This window comes from Saccharibacillus endophyticus (genome assembly GCF_013185185.1).
GTDB lineage: Bacteria > Bacillota > Bacilli > Paenibacillales > Paenibacillaceae > Saccharibacillus > Saccharibacillus endophyticus.
In genome coordinates, this window is sequence record NZ_JAAZWE010000001.1 from 177,869 (window position 1) to 199,126 (window position 21,258).

16 protein-coding genes are annotated in these 21,258 nt (G+C 51.1%); 14 read left to right on the top strand and 2 right to left on the bottom strand.

Annotated elements, in window-relative coordinates:
- Positions 1-198: 198 nt before the first annotated feature.
- Complete coding sequence (gene murB, locus HRQ63_RS00775) at positions 199-1,221, top strand: UDP-N-acetylmuramate dehydrogenase (RefSeq protein ID WP_172237691.1); 1,023 nt, start codon at positions 199-201, stop codon at positions 1,219-1,221.
- A gap of 187 nt (positions 1,222-1,408) precedes the next feature.
- Positions 1,409-4,243, top strand: coding sequence for a chitinase N-terminal domain-containing protein (locus tag HRQ63_RS00780; protein ID WP_172237694.1), 2,835 nt, complete (start codon positions 1,409-1,411; stop codon positions 4,241-4,243).
- 102 nt (positions 4,244-4,345) lie between these two features.
- On the opposite strand, the gene HRQ63_RS00785 is transcribed toward HRQ63_RS00780, so the two are convergent.
- Positions 4,346-6,364, bottom strand: coding sequence for a hypothetical protein (locus HRQ63_RS00785; RefSeq protein WP_172237697.1), 2,019 nt, complete (start codon positions 6,362-6,364; stop codon positions 4,346-4,348).
- A 153-nt stretch (positions 6,365-6,517) separates the two neighbouring features.
- Between HRQ63_RS00785 and HRQ63_RS00790 the strand changes: the two genes are divergently transcribed.
- Complete coding sequence (locus tag HRQ63_RS00790; RefSeq protein WP_172237700.1) at positions 6,518-7,444, top strand: hypothetical protein; 927 nt, start codon at positions 6,518-6,520, stop codon at positions 7,442-7,444.
- Positions 7,445-7,684: 240 nt separating this feature from the next.
- Positions 7,685-8,818: a nucleotidyltransferase domain-containing protein gene (locus HRQ63_RS00795; RefSeq protein WP_172237703.1), complete on the top strand. Its 1,134-nt coding sequence runs from the start codon at positions 7,685-7,687 to the stop codon at positions 8,816-8,818.
- Between the two features lie 181 nt (positions 8,819-8,999).
- On the opposite strand, the gene HRQ63_RS00800 is transcribed toward HRQ63_RS00795, so the two are convergent.
- Positions 9,000-10,028 carry a LacI family DNA-binding transcriptional regulator gene (locus HRQ63_RS00800; protein ID WP_172237706.1) on the bottom strand — a complete coding sequence of 343 codons (1,029 nt, stop codon included), beginning with the start codon at positions 10,026-10,028 and terminating at the stop codon, positions 9,000-9,002.
- 292 nt (positions 10,029-10,320) lie between these two features.
- Between HRQ63_RS00800 and HRQ63_RS00805 the strand changes: the two genes are divergently transcribed.
- The 10 genes from HRQ63_RS00805 to HRQ63_RS00845 all read left to right on the top strand — a co-directional run bounded on the left by HRQ63_RS00805 (position 10,321) and on the right by HRQ63_RS00845 (position 21,198).
- Complete coding sequence (locus HRQ63_RS00805; RefSeq protein WP_172237709.1) at positions 10,321-11,370, top strand: 2,3-butanediol dehydrogenase; 1,050 nt, start codon at positions 10,321-10,323, stop codon at positions 11,368-11,370.
- Between the two features lie 581 nt (positions 11,371-11,951).
- On the top strand, positions 11,952-12,083 hold the full coding sequence (locus HRQ63_RS26120; protein ID WP_268239411.1) for a hypothetical protein: 132 nt from the start codon (positions 11,952-11,954) through the stop codon (positions 12,081-12,083).
- A gap of 147 nt (positions 12,084-12,230) precedes the next feature.
- Complete coding sequence (locus HRQ63_RS00810) at positions 12,231-12,995, top strand: GTP pyrophosphokinase (RefSeq protein WP_172237712.1); 765 nt, start codon at positions 12,231-12,233, stop codon at positions 12,993-12,995.
- A 202-nt stretch (positions 12,996-13,197) separates the two neighbouring features.
- On the top strand, positions 13,198-14,826 hold the full coding sequence (locus tag HRQ63_RS00815; protein WP_172237715.1) for a tetratricopeptide repeat-containing diguanylate cyclase: 1,629 nt from the start codon (positions 13,198-13,200) through the stop codon (positions 14,824-14,826).
- A 225-nt stretch (positions 14,827-15,051) separates the two neighbouring features.
- Positions 15,052-15,771, top strand: coding sequence for a response regulator transcription factor (locus HRQ63_RS00820; protein WP_172237718.1), 720 nt, complete (start codon positions 15,052-15,054; stop codon positions 15,769-15,771).
- Complete coding sequence (locus HRQ63_RS00825) at positions 15,768-17,372, top strand: sensor histidine kinase (protein WP_172237721.1); 1,605 nt, start codon at positions 15,768-15,770, stop codon at positions 17,370-17,372. Before HRQ63_RS00820 ends, HRQ63_RS00825 begins: the two co-directional genes overlap by 4 nt.
- A gap of 322 nt (positions 17,373-17,694) precedes the next feature.
- A complete protein-coding gene (locus tag HRQ63_RS00830) occupies positions 17,695-18,747 on the top strand; it encodes a PD40 domain-containing protein (RefSeq protein ID WP_172237724.1) in 1,053 nt (350 codons plus the stop codon).
- Positions 18,748-19,071: 324 nt separating this feature from the next.
- Positions 19,072-19,548, top strand: a complete 477-nt coding sequence (locus tag HRQ63_RS00835) for a GNAT family N-acetyltransferase (protein WP_172237727.1) — start codon at positions 19,072-19,074, stop codon at positions 19,546-19,548.
- Positions 19,549-19,734: 186 nt separating this feature from the next.
- The gene (locus HRQ63_RS00840) at positions 19,735-20,496 is read left to right on the top strand and encodes a DUF6414 family protein (protein WP_172237730.1); all 762 of its coding nucleotides are present in this window, start codon (positions 19,735-19,737) and stop codon (positions 20,494-20,496) included.
- Positions 20,497-20,691: 195 nt separating this feature from the next.
- Positions 20,692-21,198: a hypothetical protein gene (locus tag HRQ63_RS00845; protein WP_172237733.1), complete on the top strand. Its 507-nt coding sequence runs from the start codon at positions 20,692-20,694 to the stop codon at positions 21,196-21,198.
- Positions 21,199-21,258 lie beyond the last annotated feature (60 nt).

The following is a 21,258-nucleotide window of genomic DNA, read 5'->3' on the forward strand; positions in this document are numbered from 1 at the left end:
TCGTCAATTGATTCGTTTGTTAACGGGTTGAACAAAACAAACGGAATAACTAATTATCTTGTCGACTCTTAATCAGAAGTTTATGTTCGCCTGGGACTTCGTACACGGGTTAGGTACGAAATTTCAGGTGATCGTATTCTTACCTTTGGTGTCGACAAGATAACATATATGAAGAACGTGAAGAGGAGAGTACCCCATATGACTTCGCAAAACCAACGATTTGAACAGCTATTCCAAAGCAACGTCAAGCTGTCTGCCTACTCGACATACGAAATTGGCGGGGAGGCTCGGCACTTGGCGCTTCCGCGAACAATAGAAGAACTTTCGACCATGCTGCACGGCGCGCGCACCAAAGGATTGAATCCGTTTTTGTTCGGCTCCGGTTCCAACACGCTGTTCCCGGATCATCCGGACGAGGAGATGTTGTTCTTTTCGCTCAAGGAACATATCGAATTCAAACTGCTGCCGGGACGATTGTTCGTTTCCGCAGGGACGCCTATGACGCTGCTGGCGTTGTTCGGGCTGTACACGGGTATCGACGCGTTCGATTTCACGTTCCTGCTGCCGGGTACGCTCGGAGCGGGAGTCTATATGAATGCCAAATATTTCAGCCACCAGATCAGCGACGTGTTGGAGACGGCTTACGTGATCGACAAGGAGCGTCCGGAAAAAGGAATTATTCCCGTGCCGCTCGGCAGCTGCGAATACGGCTACAAAAATTCCATCTTCATGCGCATGCCTTGGATCGTAGTCGGCGCGGATCTCAAGCTTCCCGTCGATCCGAAGCTGACGCCGCAGGAAACGGACGAGCTGTTTGCCAAATTGAAAGCCAAAAATCTGTCGACTTCGGTGCTGCCCGATTATTACCGTCATTATACGAACGAATTGAACGTCGCGGCCAAACAGGGGTTTCAGGTTCGTCAGGAGCTGCTCGACGTTATCGCGGACCGCGGCGGCAAGCTGCATTTCGACTTTCCTTCATGCGGTTCGGTATTCAAAAACAATTATACGATCGGCGAACCGATGGGCAAGCTGGTGGACCGGATCGGTTTGCGCGGCACGATAATCGGCGGCGCGATGATCTCGGATCATCACGGCAACATCATTCAAAATCGCGGCGGGGCAAAAGCGAGCGACATCGTGGACCTTGTTCATCTAGTTCAAGAGAAGGTGGAAGCCGAATTCGGTTTCGTACCTGAGCCTGAGCTTGTGATCGTTTAGTATTGGGTCATACGAACTAATATTTGCATTTTACAGGATTTTAACACTTTTTCTCAATTTTTTTACGAAACAATGAACTTTCCTGTTTGGACACATGCTAGAATGAGACGCAGATGGCTTGATACCAAAATCTTGCTATGCCCAAAAATGTTCTCAAAAAAAGGTTCAAACAGGAGGCGGTTAAAAAGTGGGTAAGTTTTCGCTTTTCAAATCTAAAGGACTGAAGGCTGTGTTGGCGCTGTCGGTCGTAGCATCGCTCGAAGTCGGGTTGTTCTCGTCGGTTCCGGCATCTGCCGAAACGGCAGCTGATCCGGCACCGTTCATCAACGCGAAGGTTGTGAACGAAAACGCGGGCAAAAAAGTGTTGTTCGACAACACGCATGCGCAAACGGCGGGTGCGGCGGACTGGGTCATTGACGGCGGCTTCTCCGATTTCGGTAACGGAATCGCGGGCGAAGGCTACTACGTCAAAGAACTGCGCAAAACGACGCCGATTACATATGCGGATCTGGCGGATTACGACGTCTTCGTGATTGCGGAGCCGAACATTCCGTACAAGGCAAGCGAACAAGCAGCGATGCTGCAATACGTAGAGCAAGGTGGCAGTATCTTCTTCGTGGGCGACCACTATAACGCGGACCGCAACAAAAACCGTTGGGACGGTTCCGAAGCGATCAACGGCTACCGCCGCGGCGCTTGGGAAGACCCGACAAAAGGCATGAGCACGGAAGAGAAAAATTCCGCCGCGATGCAGGGCGTAGTGAGCTCCGACTGGCTGGGCGAAAACTTCGGCGTTCGTTTCCGTTATAACGCGCTGGGCGATATCACGGCTAACAACATCGTAGCGGCTGATCAAGCATTCGGCATCACGGCAGGCGTGAAAGGCGTTGCCATGCATGCAGGCTCGACGCTGGCCATCATGGATCCGACCAAAGCAAAAGGCATCGTCTACCTGCCGAAAACGAACGCGGCTTGGGGCAACGCGGTTGACCAAGGCGTGTATAACGGCGGCGGCGTCGAAGAAGGTCCTTACGTGGCGGTTTCCAAAGTAGGACTGGGCAAAGCGGCATTCATCGGCGACTCTTCGCCGGTCGAAGACGCAACGCCGAAGTATCTGCGCGAAGAAACGGGCGCGAAAAAGACGACATACGACGGCTTCAAAGAAGTCGACGACGCGGCGCTGCTGCTGAACACGATCAATTGGCTGGCAGATCAGGAAGACTACACGGATCTGACGCAAGTCGACGGTCTGACGCTGGATCAACCGACGGCCCTGCTGCCGTTCGAAGATCCGGCCGCTTCGACCGAGCCGCAATCGGAACCATGGTCCAATCCGGCAGCCGGCTACAAATGGTGGGATCCATCCACGTTCAAGCCGGGTTCTTACGGATCGTCCGTAACGGTGACTCAGCCGGTATTCAACCTGATTCACCAGGAGCAGCTGCCGAATGCGGAGGAGTTCCAAATCCGCTTGAAGATCGACAACCTGGCACCTAACTCGACGACGTCGGGTTACAGCGCAGGGATCTACCTGACAGGCGGTACGCAAGTTGCGCAAATCCAGAATCCGGACGGTACTTGGCCGACTTCGTACGGATACAGCCAGGCGTTCAGCGTGACGGCAGATGCCAACGGTACGGCGTACCGCGATATCGGCGTACGCATCAAAGCGGGTACGAACGGCGCGGCCAGCCTGCGTCTGCGTCAAAACGGCACGAACCTGCTCACGAAGAGCGTAACAGTGGCGAATGTTCCGGCACAGCCTCTTCCGGAGATCGAGCAGCCGGGCAGCAGCATTCCCGAGTTGAGCACGATCGCGTCGGCTCGCACGCAAGCTGAAGGCACGCTGGTTACGTTGGAAGGCGTAGTTACGACTCAACCGGGTTCGTTCGGGGGGCAGGCGTTCTACCTTCAAGACGAAACGGCAGGCATTTACGTTTTCCAAAGCGAGAGCGGCTTTAACCAAGGCGACAAGATTCGCGTAACGGCACCGCTGGCGCTGTACAACACGGAACTTGAACTGACGACGCCGGTCGCGATCGAGAAAACGGGAACGGCAGAACTGCCGTCCCCGATTCTTGCGGATACGGTAACGGACGCTAACCAAGGTCAACTGATCCAACTGAAAAACGTAACGGTATCGAACGTCGTAGCGGCAACTCCTGCGGGCACGTTTGAATTCGATGCGACTTCGGATGCCGGCGTGGCTACGCATGTCCGCGTAGATGGCCGTACAGGTCTGACCCAAGATCAATTCGCTTATGCAGAGGGCGACAAGCTTGATATTACGGGCGTATCGGCAATCTTCCGCGGTGCTTTCCAACTGAAGCCGCGCGGCGCATCGGATATCGTTCCGGCAGCTTCGACTGAAGAACCGCCGGTTGAAGAGCCGGAACAGCCAGGTCAACCTGTCGACGGTCCGGCTACGGCAGCTCCGGGAACTCCGGTGCTGACTGACGACAACGGTCATGACACGGGCCTGCGCGACGGCAGTTACAATGTCACGATGAACCTGTGGTGGGGCAATAACGGTTCTTCGTACAAACTGTACGAAGACGGCAAAGTGATCAAAAGCGCTCTGCTGACCGACGCGACGCCGGGCGCGCAAAAAGTGTCCGTACCGGTAGAAGGCAAAACAAACGGCACGTATACGTACGAGCTGGAACTGACCAACCGTTTCGGCACGACGAAAAGCAATGTTCTGACCGTCAACGTAACGGATGCGGCTCCTGCAAAAGCGGTTCTGTCCCAAGACAACTGGGATCGTGACGGCAATTACAACGTGACGATGAACCTGTGGTGGGGAACGAACGCTTCTTCGTACGAACTGTATGAAAACGGCGAACTGGTTGATACGCAAAGCTTGAACGCGGCAACGCCGAGCGCTCAAAGCGCCGTAACGAAAATCAGCGGCAAAGCACCCGGTACTTACGAGTACAAAGCCGTGCTGAAAAACGCGGCTGGCGAAACTTCGACGCAAAGTATCAAAGTTGAAGTCGGCTCGTTTGCGAACGCTGCATAATTTTGCTTGCTGGGCGTTTTGGGCTGAAGCAGAGATGCAGGTAACTGAAAAGGATTCCTTTCTCCGGGTGGCGGGGAAGGGAATCCTTTTGTTTTTGGGCGACTATGACTTGGTGATATAGGCAATTCTCCATATCGTATTGCCTAGACATTCAAATACAAGGAAATGATTGTCCATCTCGTACCAACGCAGCGTATATTCGCCGATTTTGTTGACTTTCGGCTTGCCGTAAATCGCATCCAGATCGGTAGCGCGCTGTAAGTGCAAGTTGATATTGCGAAGCGTGCTGCTGCCGATTGCCGCATAAGCGTTTTTCAAACGGCCGTCTTTAAAAATAAGCGTCGTGTTCCCCGAATAGTAACCTTGCATGCCGACTGTTGGTTTAGCGACGACTTTTCCTTTTTCGACCTCGTAATACGAATTGTAAAAGACTTCGAATTCTTCGATAAACTCGTACTTTGCTGGATCGGCAGCGACTTGGCTTTCCGTCAAATCTTGCGTGAACAGACGCAGAACGTCGTAGCTATAGCGATCCGAAGTTGAGGCGTAATCCATAAAAGCAGCAACTACGCCCATAGATTCGTTGAGGCGTTCGAGCGGAATATAAGCTTTGCCTGCATAGAAAATGGCGTCTTTGTCCGATGCGGGAACGGTCAGTGTTTTGCTGCCTTTTGTAAGCGTGATGTTTGTTTTCGAACGGGTGAGCTTGGCATCGACTGCTTTGGCGAAGTCTCCTGCTTCAATATACCAGCGGTTGTCGTGAGTCATAAAAGGACCTTGTCCCGCAAAAGTAATCGCTCTTCCGTCTACATAAGTAGTAGGGGGAGGCTGAAGGCTCAGCAATCCCTGCGTAGAACCGGATAAAGCAGATTTGTTTTCGTACCGGTTGTTTGAGTTGGGCAGAACTTTGCTTATGAGACCCGTAGGTAAATGGAGATAAGCCATGGAGCTGATTGAAACTATATCTCCATCTACACGATCGAGAAGCCAACTCGGTGCTCCCGGAAGCACATTTTTGATGGTATGCAGAATTTTAGCCGTTCGAAGATCAATAATGATCAGATTCGAAGTGCTGTAGTCTGTTTTTCCGTTTGATTTAAGTTTCGGAAACTCGCGGATAACCAGATATTGATCATGGTTAGAGAGTTCGATTCGACTATGTGTTTGGCTTGAGGTGAGTGGGATGATTTTTTCGCTTTTACCTACTTTGTAGCCGACACGCCATAGGTTCGTCGCTTCGTTCTTGTAGGCGACATATTCATAAGATCCTGATTTGATTCTACTAGCTTCTGTACTCGGGAAAAGGTCTTCGTTAGCTATGGCTTTCCCGTCAAATGTGTAATATCGGGGTGGCGATTGATAGGTTTTCCCGGACACTTGATAATAAGAGTATTCTGGATTCTTGGAGGTGGTTAAGATATAGTCATGAACATCCAAGTATGGAATTTTGCGATAGACCCCTTCTTGAACCCATCCTTTTTCAGAAATACGAGTGATCAGTTTTTTGGTAGGTAAAGAAAAGACCTCGGTTGTACGTGCTTCATATTTGGCTTCGCCGTGTGGCACTCTTCGAATCATGTAGCCCGGAATATCAAGAAAAAGCGTTATCGCCGGATAAGCGGAAGGGTCAATCATTTTGCTGCTATTGAGTACAATAAGTTTTTCTGTTTTTGGATCAAATTCATAAATGAAATCATGTTGAAGAACTTTGGTAGCAGGTTTTTGTTTGGTATAAGAGTTAAGGTGAGCGACTACATAAACTTTCATTTGATTTTCAAAGGAAAATACGCGTGAAGAATCAAAATCTGCCGAAAAAGCTTCTGTCTTCGAAGAATCTTCTTTACTTTTATACTGTGCTTTTTTAGGGATCTTTTGACTTGCTTTCGGAAATTTCAGCACTTTGCTGGTCACCATACCGGTCTCAAAATCAAATTCAATCACCTTCGCTTGAGGAATGACCGAAGTCCCATCCGTTGACAATATGTATTCAAACTCAACTTCCAACCGTGAAGCTCCTGATGCTTGTACCTGCTTCACACATCCAAAGAGCGCGATCGCGGCTATTAAAATGACGACTGCAAAGCCTGCTTTTTGCCAGGCGCTTATTTTTCCCTTTAACATTCCTTCTGCTCCTTTTTATTGTTTTTGCTAACTAACTCAATTCTATCATTAAACCGACCATAAATCCCTTTATTTCCCGAATTTAAAAAGACGATTGTTTGGCAGCTTCTCTTACGGGTAATGGGGTTACGTAGAAGTAAGGAGGAGATCAGCATGAATCGAACACCTCGAACGAGTCCCTATTTACGCAAATCGCTGAAGCTGGCTCCCGCCGCGTTAATCGTGGCGCTTGCGCTCAGCGGCTGCGGGAATACGTCGGGCAACGCGCCGGAAGAAGCGAACGCGCCCGCCGATGCGGCAGCCGAAGACGGCGGAGCGAATGTCGTTCCCGGCACGGGACCGGCAACGAGCGGAGAAGACGCAGCGGAAAGTCCGGATGCACAGCAGACGGAAGAAGATTCTGCGGAAGGCACTGATCAGGCGGAAGATGCGAACGTGCCGGATGCGGAGGGCGTAATCGATCAAGTCCGCGCGCAGTTGAAGCTTCAAGATGCTGTGCTGCCGACGGAATTCGAGCTTGCGGACGGACATTATTTGACGGCTTCGATCGAGAAAAACGAAGAGGCCGCGTTCAACGTGGTCTTTTACGAGACAGAAGAAGTTGTGCCTGTAGACGATGACTCCCTGGCGCCGACCGGAGAGACGCCGATCCTTGCGATCGTGAACGCGGAGAGTTATGCCGATCCGTTAAGCCGCGAAGACATCTTTTTCCCGGCTTCCGATCTGGAGGATATTTCTTCGGAAATGGCGGTCGATCTGGGGAACGGTATTCAAGGCATGCAGGAAGGCGCGGCGGGTACGCAGTATCTAACCTGGAAAGAAGGACGCTGGGTGCTGCAAATCCAATCGCTGAGCGAAGATCAGATGGATCAACCGGGAATAGCGCGGAAAATGGTCGACTATCTGGAGACGCACTCGCTTCCGGCACCGGACGATGCGGGACGGATCAGCGCAAAGTATCAGCAAGGCGGAGACGCGGTGCAGAATATCGTAGCGTGGAACAAGGGAGACGTCGTGTATCAGATCGAGACGCAGCGCGTTCCGCTCGAAGCGTTAGCGATGACGGTATCGGTAAAATAAGACTCGGCATGAGCCAGTAGATTGACCAACCTTAATCATAGGTTTACGTTCGGCTGGGCGTAACTTTACATTTAACTTGGTAAAGCTACTAGTTGTCGGGGGCGATGCAGGGAAAAGGAGCAGAAGAAGCGAGAGATCGCTTCTTCTTTTTGCCGATTTTGCTATGTGCGCGGGGCGGATGATAGGATAAGGGATAAAGCCTGCCGTCTTCAAAGCGGGCGAATAACGGGGGGCTCAGCGATGGAAAAGGTTAATGTTTTCGACGTTTCTTCGGCGCTCATCGAGCGAATTCAGCGGGATTATGCAGAAGATGTCGCGATTGCGGCTTATTATGGTTCGTATACCGACGGTACGGCAACCGAATGCTCCGACCTGGACTTTTTCTATATTCCGGCAAATCCGAAAGGCTATAACGCCGGATTGTCTTTTATCCTGAACGGAATCAGCTTTGACTTCTGGCCGATCGATTGGGAACGGGCGGAACGCATGGCGCGGCTGGAGGACGGTAAAACCGGAATTTTGGCCGACTGCAAGCTGCTGTATGTGCGATCCGACGAGGATCTGGAGCGTTTCAATCATCTCAAGCTTCAAATCAAGGATATGCGTTCGTTCGAGGGAGAAGAGAAGTTTCTGGATATGGCGGAAGCAAAGTTGAAAAGCGTGTATCCGTTTTTGTGGGAAATGAGACGTGCAGGCATCGGGAAATCCCTTTCCTTTTACCGACTTCAGGCATTCGAGGTCGTGGCTCCGGTGCTGGAGGCGATTGCGCTGGTCAACCGGACTTATTTGCGCAAAGGGTGGGGCAAGAATCTCACGGAGATCTATAATCTGCCCGTTCGCCCAGCAGAGCTGGAACAGGTGATGAATACGATCATGCGAAGTGCGGAACCGCCTGCGATCATTGGAGCCTGCGAGTTTCTGGCGGATGCGGTGAAAGGGGTCATTGACGACCGGAGAAGCCTGCTTCAGCCTCCAACGCCCGATTATGCGCAAAGAGCCGAAGGGTTTTTCGAAGAGTTCAAAGGACTGCTGGATAAAGTGCAATCGGCTTGCGAACGCAAGGATTATGAGCTGGCCTTTTTCTCGGCGGTGCATGCGGAGAGCGAACTGAACAGCTTCCTCGTATTTTGCGAAACGGGGCACTGGAAAGTTGGGAAAAAAGCGCAAGAGGCGGGGCGAAAGATTGCCGAACAGGCCAAATTGCCTTCACTCGTATCGGTACTTGACCCTGCCAATCTGTTTGTGCTTCAATCCGCTGCGAACCGCTTGGAAGTGACGCTGGAACGCTTTTTCCGCGAGCAGGGCGTAGATATTCGGAAATTCGATAGTCTGACCGAATTCCGTGCGTTCTTGTTGGGATCGAAATCAGAGTGAGGCTGTACGATAGAATGAAAAAAGCACCGACCGAGTAGCTTGACCAAGTTAAATGTAAGGTTACGCCCGGCTGAAACGCACCTAAAGCGTGTGCGTTTCAGCCACACGTAAACCTATGATTAAGGTTGGTCAAGCTACCAGAACATGAATTTGTTCTTGGAACGGTGCTTTTTGGCGTGTTTTAGGCGTCGTGCATCGCGGAGCGCTTCAGCGACACGCTTGACTCCCGGACGATCAGACGCGGCTCGAACTGGACTTTTTCATAATCGCCGATGATTTGATCACGGATACGTTTGAGTAAAAGTTCTGCCGCCAATCGCGCCACTTCGCTGCCCATGATGGAAACGGAGCTGATTTGCGGGCTGCTGATCGTGGTCCATTGGTTGTTATCGACACCGACGACGGCAACTTCTTCCGGTACGCGCACGCCGAGTTCTTTGAAACGGTTCACGAGTCCGATCGCGACCATGTCATTCACCGCGTACACGGCATCCGGCATATGGGCCAACCCGTGAAAATAATCGGCGGCGCGTGTTCCGGTTTGCAACGAAAAGTCGTCGCCGAAATACACCAGTGAAGCGTCTACCCGATCCAGTGCGCGTTCATAGGCGAGGTAGCGGTCTTCGATGACGTCTTTTTGCGTGCCGGCATAAGCAATACGGCTGCGGCCGATCTGCTTGAGATGATCCATCACGAGCTGGCCTTCCAGCATGGACAAACACACGATGTCCGCTTGAAGCGTAGAGTCCAGCTGCTTACCGTAGTTGATCACAGAAATCGGCACGCCGGCTTTGTTGATCAGCTCGGGCAGCGTTTTCGGGTAGGCCAGCGGCATGATGATGAGTCCGTCCACATGCAGCTTTTTGATATCGCGAACCACTTCCAGCTCGGCCCGCGCGTTGCCCGCCGTGTTGATCTGGACGACCCGGTAACCGTGCGCTTTCGCGGCTTGCTCGACGGCCCAGGCAATATCCGGAATGATCGCGTTGCGGATATCCGGCACGGCGAGCGCGATTTGGTTGGTTAGACGAACCTTCAGGCTCTGCGCGGATGTATTGGGGACGAAGCCGAGTTCTTCTATCTTTTGGAGGATGCGGGTCCGGGTCTTGGCGCTAATCCCTTCGCCGTTGTTAATCGCCCGGGAAACGGTTGCGATCCCGACTCCGGCATGCCGGGCCACATCCTCGATCGTTACTTTCTTCGATGCCACATTGATCGCCTGCCTTATTCGGGTTTTCGGAATCGTTTCCGAAAAATTTTGAAAACTCTGTTATGTCTCTTTATTATATCATTCCATCCATAAGCAAGGTTGAAATTCGGGCATAACGGCTTTAAAAAGCTTGTTTTTAAGGTTTTTGATGATAAAAAGTCTATGAAACGCAAGGATATATCTGCTTGATTGGTTTGACAATGTGTCAGAACTGTGACATATTTGATTTCGGAAACGTTTCCGGAATAACCGGAATGCGTAGTGTGAAGACAATCGAAGGAGATGACCGGCAATGAAAGCATTGAGATGGCATGGACCGAAGGATTTGCGTCTGGAGACGATCGAGGAGCCGAAAGCTCTTCCCGGAAAAGTAAAGATCAAAGTGGAATGGTGCGGCATTTGCGGCAGCGATCTGCACGAATATACGGCAGGCCCTATCTTTATCCCGGCAAGCGATCCGCATCCGATCACGGGCGAAGTCGCTCCGGTCGTGATGGGGCATGAATTCTCCGGCCGCGTCGTGGAAACGGGCGAAGGCGTGACTCGCGTACAAGCCGGAGATCGCGTTGTGGTCGAACCGATTTATGCTTGCGGAACATGCGAAGCTTGTCGGAAAGGCAAATATAATCTGTGCGAAAAAATGGGCTTTCTCGGTCTCGCCGGAGGCGGAGGAGGATTCTCCGAATACGTAACGGCTGAAGATTATATGGTGCACAAAATTCCGGACAGCATTTCTTACGAGCAAGGCGCATTGGTTGAACCGTCTGCGGTTGCGCTGCATGCCGTGCGTCAAAGCAAACTGAAAGTCGGCGATAAAGCCGCGGTATTCGGCGCAGGTCCGATCGGTCTGCTGGTGATCGAAGCGCTCAAAGCATCCGGCGCTGCGGAAATCTATGCGGTCGAGCTATCCCCGGAACGTAAAGCGAAAGCAGCCGAACTAGGCGCGATCGTGCTTGATCCGAAAGAATTCGACGTTGTTGCCGAGCTGCATGCCCGTACGAACGGCGGCGTGGACGTCGCTTACGAAGTTACCGGCGTGCCTCCGGTTCTGACGCAAGCTCTGGAATCGACGAATATCGGCGGCGAGCTGATGATCGTCAGCATCTTCGAGACCGAAGCTCCGATCATGCCGAACCGCATCGTGATGAAAGAACGCACCGTGAACGGAATCATCGGCTACCGCGACGTGTTCCCTGCGGTTATCAGCCTGATGGATCAAGGCTACTTCCCGGCAGATAAGCTGGTAACGAAGCGGATCGGGTTGGATGAGGTGTTGAGCGAAGGATTCGAGACGCTGTTGAAAGAGAAGAATCAGGTGAAGATTCTGGTTAAGGCGGAGTAGATGGTAGTGGGCGGCCTATTCGTTTTAATAAGCCACTAGTGAAACGATTCTTACTTCGAGCAAAGGCCCCACCTTGTCTGGAAGTATAGAAGCAATAGCTGGCAGACTAATCCCGGAAACGTTAAAGAGACGTTTCCGGGATTTTTATTGTGAATGCAAATACGGGATGAATGCGAGCTTACAAAAGTGCGAACCTGAAGCTCACATAGAATCCCCGGCAGGTTCGCACTTTTGAGCCCTCAGAGCCTTGTTGGGCGAGGACTGAAAGTGGGTACTGTCGCTCCCTATACGGGAGTGCAGAATCGAAGCAGGTGCCTAAATGTATACTCTTTACTATGTTGAAACCACGGTAATTTCCCGTGGTTTCAACATGTCTATAAAGACTAACGTAGCTAGAAGCGAGAAGGTGGAGAGAGAAATTCAGTGAAGGAATGGAATGATCGCCTTTGAAATCGGGAAAATTCCGCTAAAAATTCAATCCTTTTTCCCGATTTCAACACGCGACCGGAACGAATTTCTCTCGGAGCCTTCTCGCTTCCCGCACAAACTTAACTTTCTCGACAGCCTAGAACTACGACATCATGCAGCACGGGATATTCGGCGGAGTCGGCAGCGCAGGCATGCAGCTGTCGATCGCCTCGATTTCCATACTGATCCTGCTGTCCCTGTCCATTTTGCTGTCGCTCAAGCTGTATGCCAGACAGGATATTTGATTCCAAGCGCACCAAGCTCGAAATTTGTAAAACTGCGGGGTAACCTCTATACTTAAAGTGACCGATATTCATGATATGACGAATATTTGACGGGCGGCCGGATGCCGAATTCGGTGCCCCCTGCAGAGAGGAACGGAAACAAATTTCATGGAAAACAATGCTTTGGATTTTACGAATAAAAGGATCCCGATGGAGCAGCTGAAGTCGTTCCGCGACGAAGTAACCCGCTTTATGATGACGTACAAGTTTGCACTCGACGAGATGGAAACCAAGATCGACATCCTGAAGCAGGAATTTCAGACGCTGCACGACTACAGTCCGATCGAGCATACCAAGTCGCGCCTCAAGTCGCCGGAGAGCATCGTGAACAAGCTGATTCGCAAGCAGCACGATATTTCCCTGACCTCGATCAAGGAGCATATCCGCGATATCGCCGGCCTGCGTATTACGTGTTCATTCATTTCCGATATCTACAAGGTCAGCGAGATGCTTCAGCAGCAGAACGACCTTAAAGTATTGGACATCAAGGACTACATTGCCCATCCGAAAAGCAACGGTTACCGCAGCCTGCATCTGTTGATCGAAGTGCCGGTGTTCTTGTCCGACCGGACGGAGCATGTGTGCGTGGAGCTTCAGATTCGCACCATCGCGATGGATTTCTGGGCCAGCCTGGAACATAAAATCTTCTACAAATACAATCAGGACGTGCCTAGCGAACTGTTGTCCGAGCTGAAAACGGCTGCGGATTCCGCCAGCTCGCTCGATCTGCAAATGGAACGTTTGCAGCATGAAGTACAGGCGATCAAGGACGCGCACGACGCCGAAGAACGCGAAATGTTGAAGACCATTCATATCAACGGCCAGCAATTCCGGATTCCGGGAACGCTGCTCGACATATTGGGACAAAATTGATCGTGTTAAAAAGACCAGGGCGGAAACATTCCATCCGGTCTTTTTTCCTATATTCATAGGTAAAATTTGCTTGGAAAATGCTTATGAAACCATTGATTTTAGCGCTAAAGGCCCGTAGTATATTGTATACTTAGTAATTGTGTACGCTAAAAAGGTAAACGATTCGAACGGAAAACGCTGCTGCGATGGGGGAGGAGTCACCTTGCCGGGACAACATATGTATAAAAAAGGCACACAGTTCAAACAGCCGGATTGGGGACTGCTTGATCGGGAGAGCGAATCGGAAGGCTGCACGGCCGAAGAATTTTCGCGCTTGCTGGACCTATTGGAAGTCCAGCCTTACCGCGACGTGAATTCGGCGATTGCGCCGGTTCAGCAGGCACTCGGTGTCGCCGCCAGATTGGACCGCGAGGATCTGACCCAACGAACTCGCCTCATCCATGCCGACGTACTGGGCCGCCAAGGGAAAATCGCCGAAAGCGGTCGTCTGATTCGCGAGATTAATGCGTGGGCCGCAGAGAATGACCATGAGTATATTTTGGCGCGCAGCCACCGCTTGCTTGCCGGGTTTTTCCGGCGGCTCGGGGATAATGACAGCTCGCTTGAGCACGCGCTGCGCGGGTTAAAGCATCTTCCCGGCGGCGTCGCACCGGCTACGCGTGCGGACCACTTGATGATGCTGGCGCTCGCGCTCGATGAATCGGGGGCTTACGACGACGCGAAGCAGCGTTTCGACGAAGTGCTCGAGATCGCGAATGCAACCCAGGACGTACAATTTGCTTTGTATGCGCTCAACAATATGGCGTTCACGTATTACGATCTGGGCGATCTGGAAAAGGCGGAAGAACTGATCGTGAAAATTCGCGATCTATCCGCCGTCCATGGATTCCCGCTTAACGCGATGCAGCTGGATACGATCGCGAAGGGAGAAATGCTGCTGGGTCGGCCGGAAGAGGCGGAGCGTACGTTACTGCCGGTCATTACCGATCCGTCCGAGCGTCGTTTGAGCGAGCTTGCTTCGCTGCCCGAATGCATGCTGACGATTGCTCAGGCTCAATTGCTTCAGGATAAGTTGGAAGAGTCCCAGGCGATGCTGGATGAAGCCAAGCATCTATGCGACGATCACGGTCTGGCGGCTTTGAGCGTACGCGTTCGTTTGCGTCAGTCGGAGCTGTATGCGGCGGCGGGTCGTTATAAGGAAGCGTACGAGGAGCACCGCTTGTTCCACGACGAATCCGAGGCGCTGCGTTCCGCGGAGCGCGAAGCCAAGGCCCATATTTTCCAAGCGGTATTCGAAGCCGAGGAAGCGCGCAAGAGCAGCGAGCATTTCCGCGAAATGGCGCTGCGCGATCCGCTTACGGGACTGCGTAATCGGCGCTTCATCGACGAGCATATCGACACCTTGCTGAAGGAAGCGAAAGAAACGGGCGAGGCTCTCACCATCGCGATTATCGACTTGGATCATTTTAAACGCGTCAACGATACGTTATCGCACGTCGTCGGTGATACCGTGCTGATCAACGTCGCCAAAATTTTGTCGGTGGCGGCGGCCGAACCGGCTGCGGTAGCGCGGATGGGCGGCGAAGAATTCGTGGCGTTGTTCCCGCGCGCGGACGAAAAACAAGGCCGCGAATTGGCGAATCGGTTGTGCCGGGCGATTCGCGGCGCGGACTGGAGTCCGATTACGGGCAGTCTGCCCGTAACCGCAAGCATCGGCGTGCACACCGTATACGGCGGTTCGATCGGACGAACCGAGCTGCTGGCGATCGCGGATCGGCGTTTGTATATGGCGAAGCATGCCGGCAAAGACTGCGTGGTATCCGAGGGATAGTCATTCAGCGAAAATTGAATTCGATTGCGCAGCCGTTAGCGCATAGCAGATCCGCTAACGGCTGTTTGCCGTGCCTGGGGAGGACGTTTCGCTGCTGCATGGAAGGTGGCAGCAACGGTACGTTTTTCGCAGGAGTCCGTTGACCGGGTATCGAATCAGGTTTTGGAGATTTGCGGGAGATCGTGTTTAATGGAGGAGAACAGCAAGCGGACAGGAGGAAGTCAGATGAGTAAAAAAGTGCTGGTCGTGGATGATGAGCCAGGTATTCGCAGCGCGATCGCGTATGCGTTAAAGCGCGAAGGATACGAAATCGAAACGGCGGCGGACGGCGTGGAAGCGTTGGAGAAGGTGGAGTCGTTCGGCCCTTTGGTGTTGGTGCTCGATGTGATGATGCCGAGGATGGACGGGTATGAGGTATGCCGTCGCCTGGAGAATCGCAGCGGGATCGGGATTATTTTGCTGACCGTCAAAAACGATATGGTCGATAAAATCGTCGGGCTGGAGCTTGGCGCGGACGATTATATGACGAAGCCGTTCGAAATTCGCGAGGTGCTGGCACGGGTGAAAGCGCTCATGCGCCGGGTGGAGAAACAGACGCCGGCCGTCGAAGCGCATGACATTGCGGCCGAAGAATTCGATGCCGACGATCGGGTGGAGCTGGGGCCGCTTCGTATCCGGATCTCCCACCGTTCGGCCGAGCTGGACGGGGAGGAGCTGGAGCTGACGCCGAAAGAGTTCGATCTGCTCACGCTGCTTGTGTCGCGTCCGGCACGGGTGTTTACCCGGGACGATCTGCTCGACCGCGTGTGGAGCATGGATTATGCAGGCGGAACGCGGACGGTGGATATTCATGTGCAGCGGCTGCGGAAAAAACTGGGCGAAGCTCATCAGGGGATGCTGCAAACGGTATACGGCGTCGGCTACAAGGCGACCGCGCCGTCATGAGGGTCAGCATTAAGCTGAAGTTTACGCTTTTTCTGGCGCTGCTGCTTAGTTTGACCGTCGGCGTCTTGAGCGTGCTGATTCTACAGGGAACGGAACGGAGCCAGACGCAGCAGATCGAAGACACGATGGCCCGGCAGACGCAATTGGCCAATCTTCGGGTGCGGCAGGAGTATTATACGCAAGAGCCGAGACTTGATCCGCCGGAGTTTTTGCAGCAGGAAGGAGTCCGGTTGTCGGACGAGTTGTCGGATCTGATCGGCATGCCGGTGACGTTGTACGATACCGAAGGCGAACGGATCGGGACTTCGCTGCCGGGCGAGATTCCGCCGCTGGAAGGCGATCCGTCCGGCGCTTCGTCGTTCCGTTACGCGATGGCCGGACAGGTGGCGTATTGGAAGCAGGGCAGTTCGCTGGAGTATTTCGCGCCGCTGGAAGGCCCGGAAGGTCAGGTCGGGGTGATTCGTTTCCGGTATTCGATTGCGAGTTATCAGGCGGCTTACGCGGATATTCGGGGGCTTTTTGTCAGCATCGGACTTGGCGTGGTCGGGTTGAGTTTTGTGCTGGGCTATTTGTTTTTCAATCGGTTTGCGGCGGGGATTATTCGTTTGAAAAGAACGGCGGATGCGATTCGGCGCGGCGAGTTCGTGCGCAGCGCGCCGCTGAGGCGCCGTCGGGACGAGCTGGGACAGTTGGGCGAAGGATTGTACGAGATGAGCGGAGCGATCGAGCGCAATATCGAGGCGATGCGGGAGGAGCAGCATAAGCTCAAGCTGGCCGTGGAGAAGCTTCAGGCGCTGGAAAAGCAGCAGAAAGAGTATATCGGCAGCATCAGCCACGAGTTCAAAACGCCGCTGACTTCGATCAAAGCGTACGTCGAGCTGCTGGAGATGTACGGCGACGATCCGAATTTGCTGGAAGAAGCGAGGAGTAATATCGGCAAAGAAGCGGAGCGACTATACGAGATGGTCGAGAAGGTGCTGCGTCTGGCCGAGCTGGAAAAGTACGATTTCGAGATCCAGGCGGGGGAAATGGATGCGGAGGAAGCGCTGCGGGACGTGGTCGGACGGATGCGCGGGAAGGCGGAAAGATTCGACCTGACGCTGCGTTTGGAGTCGGGGGCAGCGGCGTTCAAAGTAGATCAAGCGCCTCGTTTTCCGATCTGGTTCGACCGGGAGAGCTTTATGCATATCTTCGTGAATCTGCTGGATAATGCGATTAAGTATAACGTGCCGGACGGCACCGTTCTCGTGGAATTGCAGAAACGGTCGGCGCGGGAGGTGGAAGAGAAGCTTGTGAAGCGGCGTTCCGCAGCGGGTGCTGTTGAGGCGGCAGACACGGACACGCCTATTACGGCGGAGCATGTTCTGGCGATTCGCATCTTCAATACGGGACCCGCGATTCCGGAAGAGCTGCGGGAGCGGATCTTCGAGCCGTTTTTCACCGTTAACCGGGATCGCGCGCGGCAGTCCGGAGGAAGCGGGCTGGGATTGGCGCTCGTGAAAAGGTTGACCGAGGCGCAGGGAGGCAGCATCGAGCTGCTGTCTTCGGATGAACGGGGGACGGTGTTCGAGCTGACGTTTCCGTTGATGCACGACGTTTAGGGTGAGAGGGAAGAGTCATAGCGAAGTCGCGGGGAACCGCGGCTTTTTCTTTTTTTATCAGAACAAGAGGTTGAACATGTTATTGCAACGCGCTACTTACGTGTTCGAAACATTTTCGAAGCATTTGTTCGGTACACTGATTGCAATCACACAGATTCGACGAGGGGAAGGAATTCATATGAAGTCAATATATAGAGGAAAGTCTGGCGTCAGACTAGGGCGTGGCGTATCTCGCGTCAAAGGGATTGCGGCCGCGGCTGCTGTATTGGCCTTGCTCGCGGGGTGTGCTTCACCGTCGTCTCCATCCGGAGAAACGGTCGTCGTGCCTGATTCATCCGTCAGCCAAACCGATCCTTCGACTCAAGCGGCCACGCCGAGCATTACGGTTAAAGACAACACGAATGCTTCGGTTTACGCCGATCTGAAGCTTGAGGATATTCAACAGATCGACGGCGTGCGTGGGCAGGATTGGCTCAGCGAGGATGAAGTCGTGGTGAATCGTCAAAACGAGGCGGGCGAGCCGACCGAGTTCAGCGACGGAGAGATTTTGCCGCAGGGGTTATATGTGCATACTCTTGCCGGGGGTAAGGAGAAGACGATCATTGCGGACGATACCAACTGGGGAGGAGCCAAGCTGTCGCCGGACAAAAAGCATCTTTTTTACCAAGAGATCTTCGAAATGACCGGGGTGGGTTACATCATGGATCTGGAAACGGGAGAGTCGGTACAGATCGCGGACGGGCGCGAGATTCTGATCGACGGAGCCTGGTTGGGTGATGATCATTTCGTTTACGGGAATATCGAAGGACAGTTGTTCCAAACCGATCTGTCCGGGAAAAGCGAGCAGCTGCTGGATCTGGCCGATGCCGGGCAGCGCGCGAGCGGAATCCAGACTGTAGGCGATATTGTGTATTATACCGGATTGAACGAGCAGGAGTTGTTCGCTTATCATACGTCGACGAAAGAATTGGAACGGTTCGGCAGCGGCATTCTGTGGGCGATCCCGGCACCGGACGGCAGTCAGCTCGCGCTGGTGAAGCGGACAGGCGAGACGGAAATGACGCTGATGCTGACGGACTTGGCGGGAAACGAGAAGAAAACGCTGGCAACCGGAACGCAGGTGTTCGGGACAAGCTGGTCGCCGGACGGGAAACGGCTGGCGTATACGGTGACATCGGCAGATGACGGAAGCAAGGACGGGTTTTACATTTCGGACGTGAATACAGGAGAGGCGTTTATGATTTCGTCGGACCTGGCGGATGCGGGAGACGCGATGAAATGGAGTCCGTCGGGAACGAAGATTATGGTGAATAAAGTAGATCGGAAGAACGGAGAGATGCTGGCGCAGTCGTCGATTATTAAGGTGTCGTGGTGAGACGGGAGAGTCGGAGGTTTGCGAGAAGAAGCAGAGGATGGGCGATATGGGATAGAGGTGGAAAGCCTGCGCGATAGTGCGGGCTTTTTGCTTTGCGGCGCGGGAATGAAGACGAGAGGAGAGCGGTGAAAAAATGGTGTTCATGCTTGGTGGGTAGGGTTATACTGTAAGCGAAGGTGAAAGATGGGTGAGGTTCGTGAATACCACGATCAAAGCGTATATTCGGAAGTTCGTGAATATTGCGAATTGGAAGTATAGGCGAAGTTCGTGAATAAGACGTTATCGGAAATAACATGCAGATGAAAATGAAAGTAGGTATGTTAAATGAATTTTTCTATCATTCAAGTCAATCAAAAACATAAAGAAGTATTAGACAATCTCATGCAATTCTATATTTATGATTTTTCCGAATTCCTTGCATTTGATGTAGAAGAAAATGGACAGTACAGCCCCTACCCGTTAGATGATTATTTTGAAGAAGGAAACCACCAATTTGCTTATGTGATTAAACGAGAAGAGAAGTACATAGGATTTGTCTTAGTTCGTTTAATAGAAGACTTGGAAATTCGGCATTATTCAATTACAGAATTTTTTATATTAAAGAAGTATAGACGAGAAGGAATGGGAATGGCAGTAGCAACTGATCTATTTAACCGACATAAAGGGCCGTGGGAAGTACATCAAATTGAAAGTAATAAAGGAGCACAAATATTTTGGAAAAGAGTGATTAATGAATATACAAAAGGTCAATTTGAAGAGCGGGTTGAGAACGGAAAAACGATACAAACGTTTATTAGCTGATTCAAGAAGACATGTTACATCCGATAACATAATATTCACGCTGCGGACATCCGTCCTTGATCTGGCATTCGCCAGACACTCGACATGCGTCGAGTCGTGAATACAGGAACGTTAACTGAAACTCCTTAAAGGAGTGCTGATTTTAAAGATTAAAACAAATTTTTGTACTCTGAAGGGAGCATTCATATGTTTAGAAGTTTTATTTATGTTAATACTGAAAAAGTTTACGAATACTATAGTTTACTTGATCCTTCGATAAAAGAAAAAGCGATATCAAAAGAAAAAAGCACTACAAACAAAGCTGAGATTTCGAAATCGCCTATCGGATTTGAACATTCAAAAACAGAAACTATGAAAAGCGAAGTAAGCCAATATTTTTTATTGGATTACAACAACTTTGAAAGAGCTCTTACTAAATTAAATGGAGAAAATTATTTTGATTTAGTAGATAGTGATAATGACTATGACATTTCGACGATACCTCAATCTTCAATTGGAAAGATACAAAACAATTTCTGTGTGCCAGAGGAATTTGATTATATAGAATTAACTAATTTGTTCAAGCCCCTTTTAAAACAATCTTTGAACATTGAGGAATCAGAACAAGAATTATATGATGCATTTTTGGGGGATACTAAGGCTGATATTCCAATCCTTATAAAACATGAAGACAGCACTGTATTTGGAACTCTTGATACTAGATACTTAAATGAGCCTTATAATCAACTTGAAGAATATACAACAGATGAGGTAACTATTTTATTCAAAGCAGTCTCTCACAATTCAAGTGATAAAATCAAAATTTTCGATCCTTTTAAGGACTTTATTAAATTCAATCGAGCTATGCGTAGAAGTATGGATATAGAAAGTAGCTACACAAAAGAATTTTCGCCGATTATCGTCGATGGGCCAGTAGTGAAAGTAGAAATACTAGCAATATATAAATGAATAGATTACAGATAAAGAATCATTTTATCTAGTAAGATCTAGGAGCATCAGTTAACATAATATTCACACTGCGGGCATACGCCCTTGGTCTGGCATTTGCCAGACACTCGACATGCGTCGAGTCGTGAATACAGGAACGTTATCCGAAATCCTTTGAAGCATTTAAAAAATATCTAAAGACACAGGAGTAAAAAATTGATTGCAAATAAGAGACATATTCGGATAGGTGCAGAGGAATGGATGGAAGGTTTAGAAGATGCTCAAGTGGATGTGGTCGTAACATTCCCTAATTCAACAAAATGGATTTCAAATTTCTATACGATTAAATGTATTGAATCAATGAGAAAAGATTATTTAATGAATGGCCATTGCTTGAAGGGTGCATATTGGTGCGCTTCCTCGCCAATAATTATTGTAGATCGTATAAGTCGTGACAGAATTGAACAAGTCATTGACGAACTAATTGAAACAGGAGGATTTAGAGATCTATTTGATTACTTCGGGGCTGTTCAGGAAGAAGATATTATACGACATGAATATCCTGAAAACTTTTTTGATCAAAGTTCTAAATTAGATCCTTCATATGTTACCTCTCATGCAAGTCAGTTAGCCCAAATGTTAGATCAATCAAGTGAAGAGGTTAGAGAAACCGTATTGAAGGGCATATTAGGGTATCTCAAAGAAGCTAAGGACTTCGGATAACAATATATTCACGCTGCGGACATTCGTCCTTGGTCCGGCATACGCCGGACACTCGACATG

Coding starts and splice junctions, on each gene's coding strand:
- HRQ63_RS00825 (WP_172237721.1), top strand. CDS start 15,768: ATGAGGGTCAGCATTAAGCTGAAGTTTACGCTTTTTCTGGCGCTGCTG.
- HRQ63_RS00805 (WP_172237709.1), top strand. CDS start 10,321: ATGAAAGCATTGAGATGGCATGGACCGAAGGATTTGCGTCTGGAGACG.
- HRQ63_RS00790 (WP_172237700.1), top strand. CDS start 6,518: ATGAATCGAACACCTCGAACGAGTCCCTATTTACGCAAATCGCTGAAG.
- HRQ63_RS00785 (WP_172237697.1), bottom strand. CDS start 6,364: ATGTTAAAGGGAAAAATAAGCGCCTGGCAAAAAGCAGGCTTTGCAGTC.
- murB (WP_172237691.1), top strand. CDS start 199: ATGACTTCGCAAAACCAACGATTTGAACAGCTATTCCAAAGCAACGTC.
- HRQ63_RS00795 (WP_172237703.1), top strand. CDS start 7,685: ATGGAAAAGGTTAATGTTTTCGACGTTTCTTCGGCGCTCATCGAGCGA.
- HRQ63_RS00835 (WP_172237727.1), top strand. CDS start 19,072: ATGAATTTTTCTATCATTCAAGTCAATCAAAAACATAAAGAAGTATTA.
- HRQ63_RS00840 (WP_172237730.1), top strand. CDS start 19,735: ATGTTTAGAAGTTTTATTTATGTTAATACTGAAAAAGTTTACGAATAC.
- HRQ63_RS00810 (WP_172237712.1), top strand. CDS start 12,231: ATGGAAAACAATGCTTTGGATTTTACGAATAAAAGGATCCCGATGGAG.
- HRQ63_RS00820 (WP_172237718.1), top strand. CDS start 15,052: ATGAGTAAAAAAGTGCTGGTCGTGGATGATGAGCCAGGTATTCGCAGC.
- HRQ63_RS26120 (WP_268239411.1), top strand. CDS start 11,952: ATGCAGCACGGGATATTCGGCGGAGTCGGCAGCGCAGGCATGCAGCTG.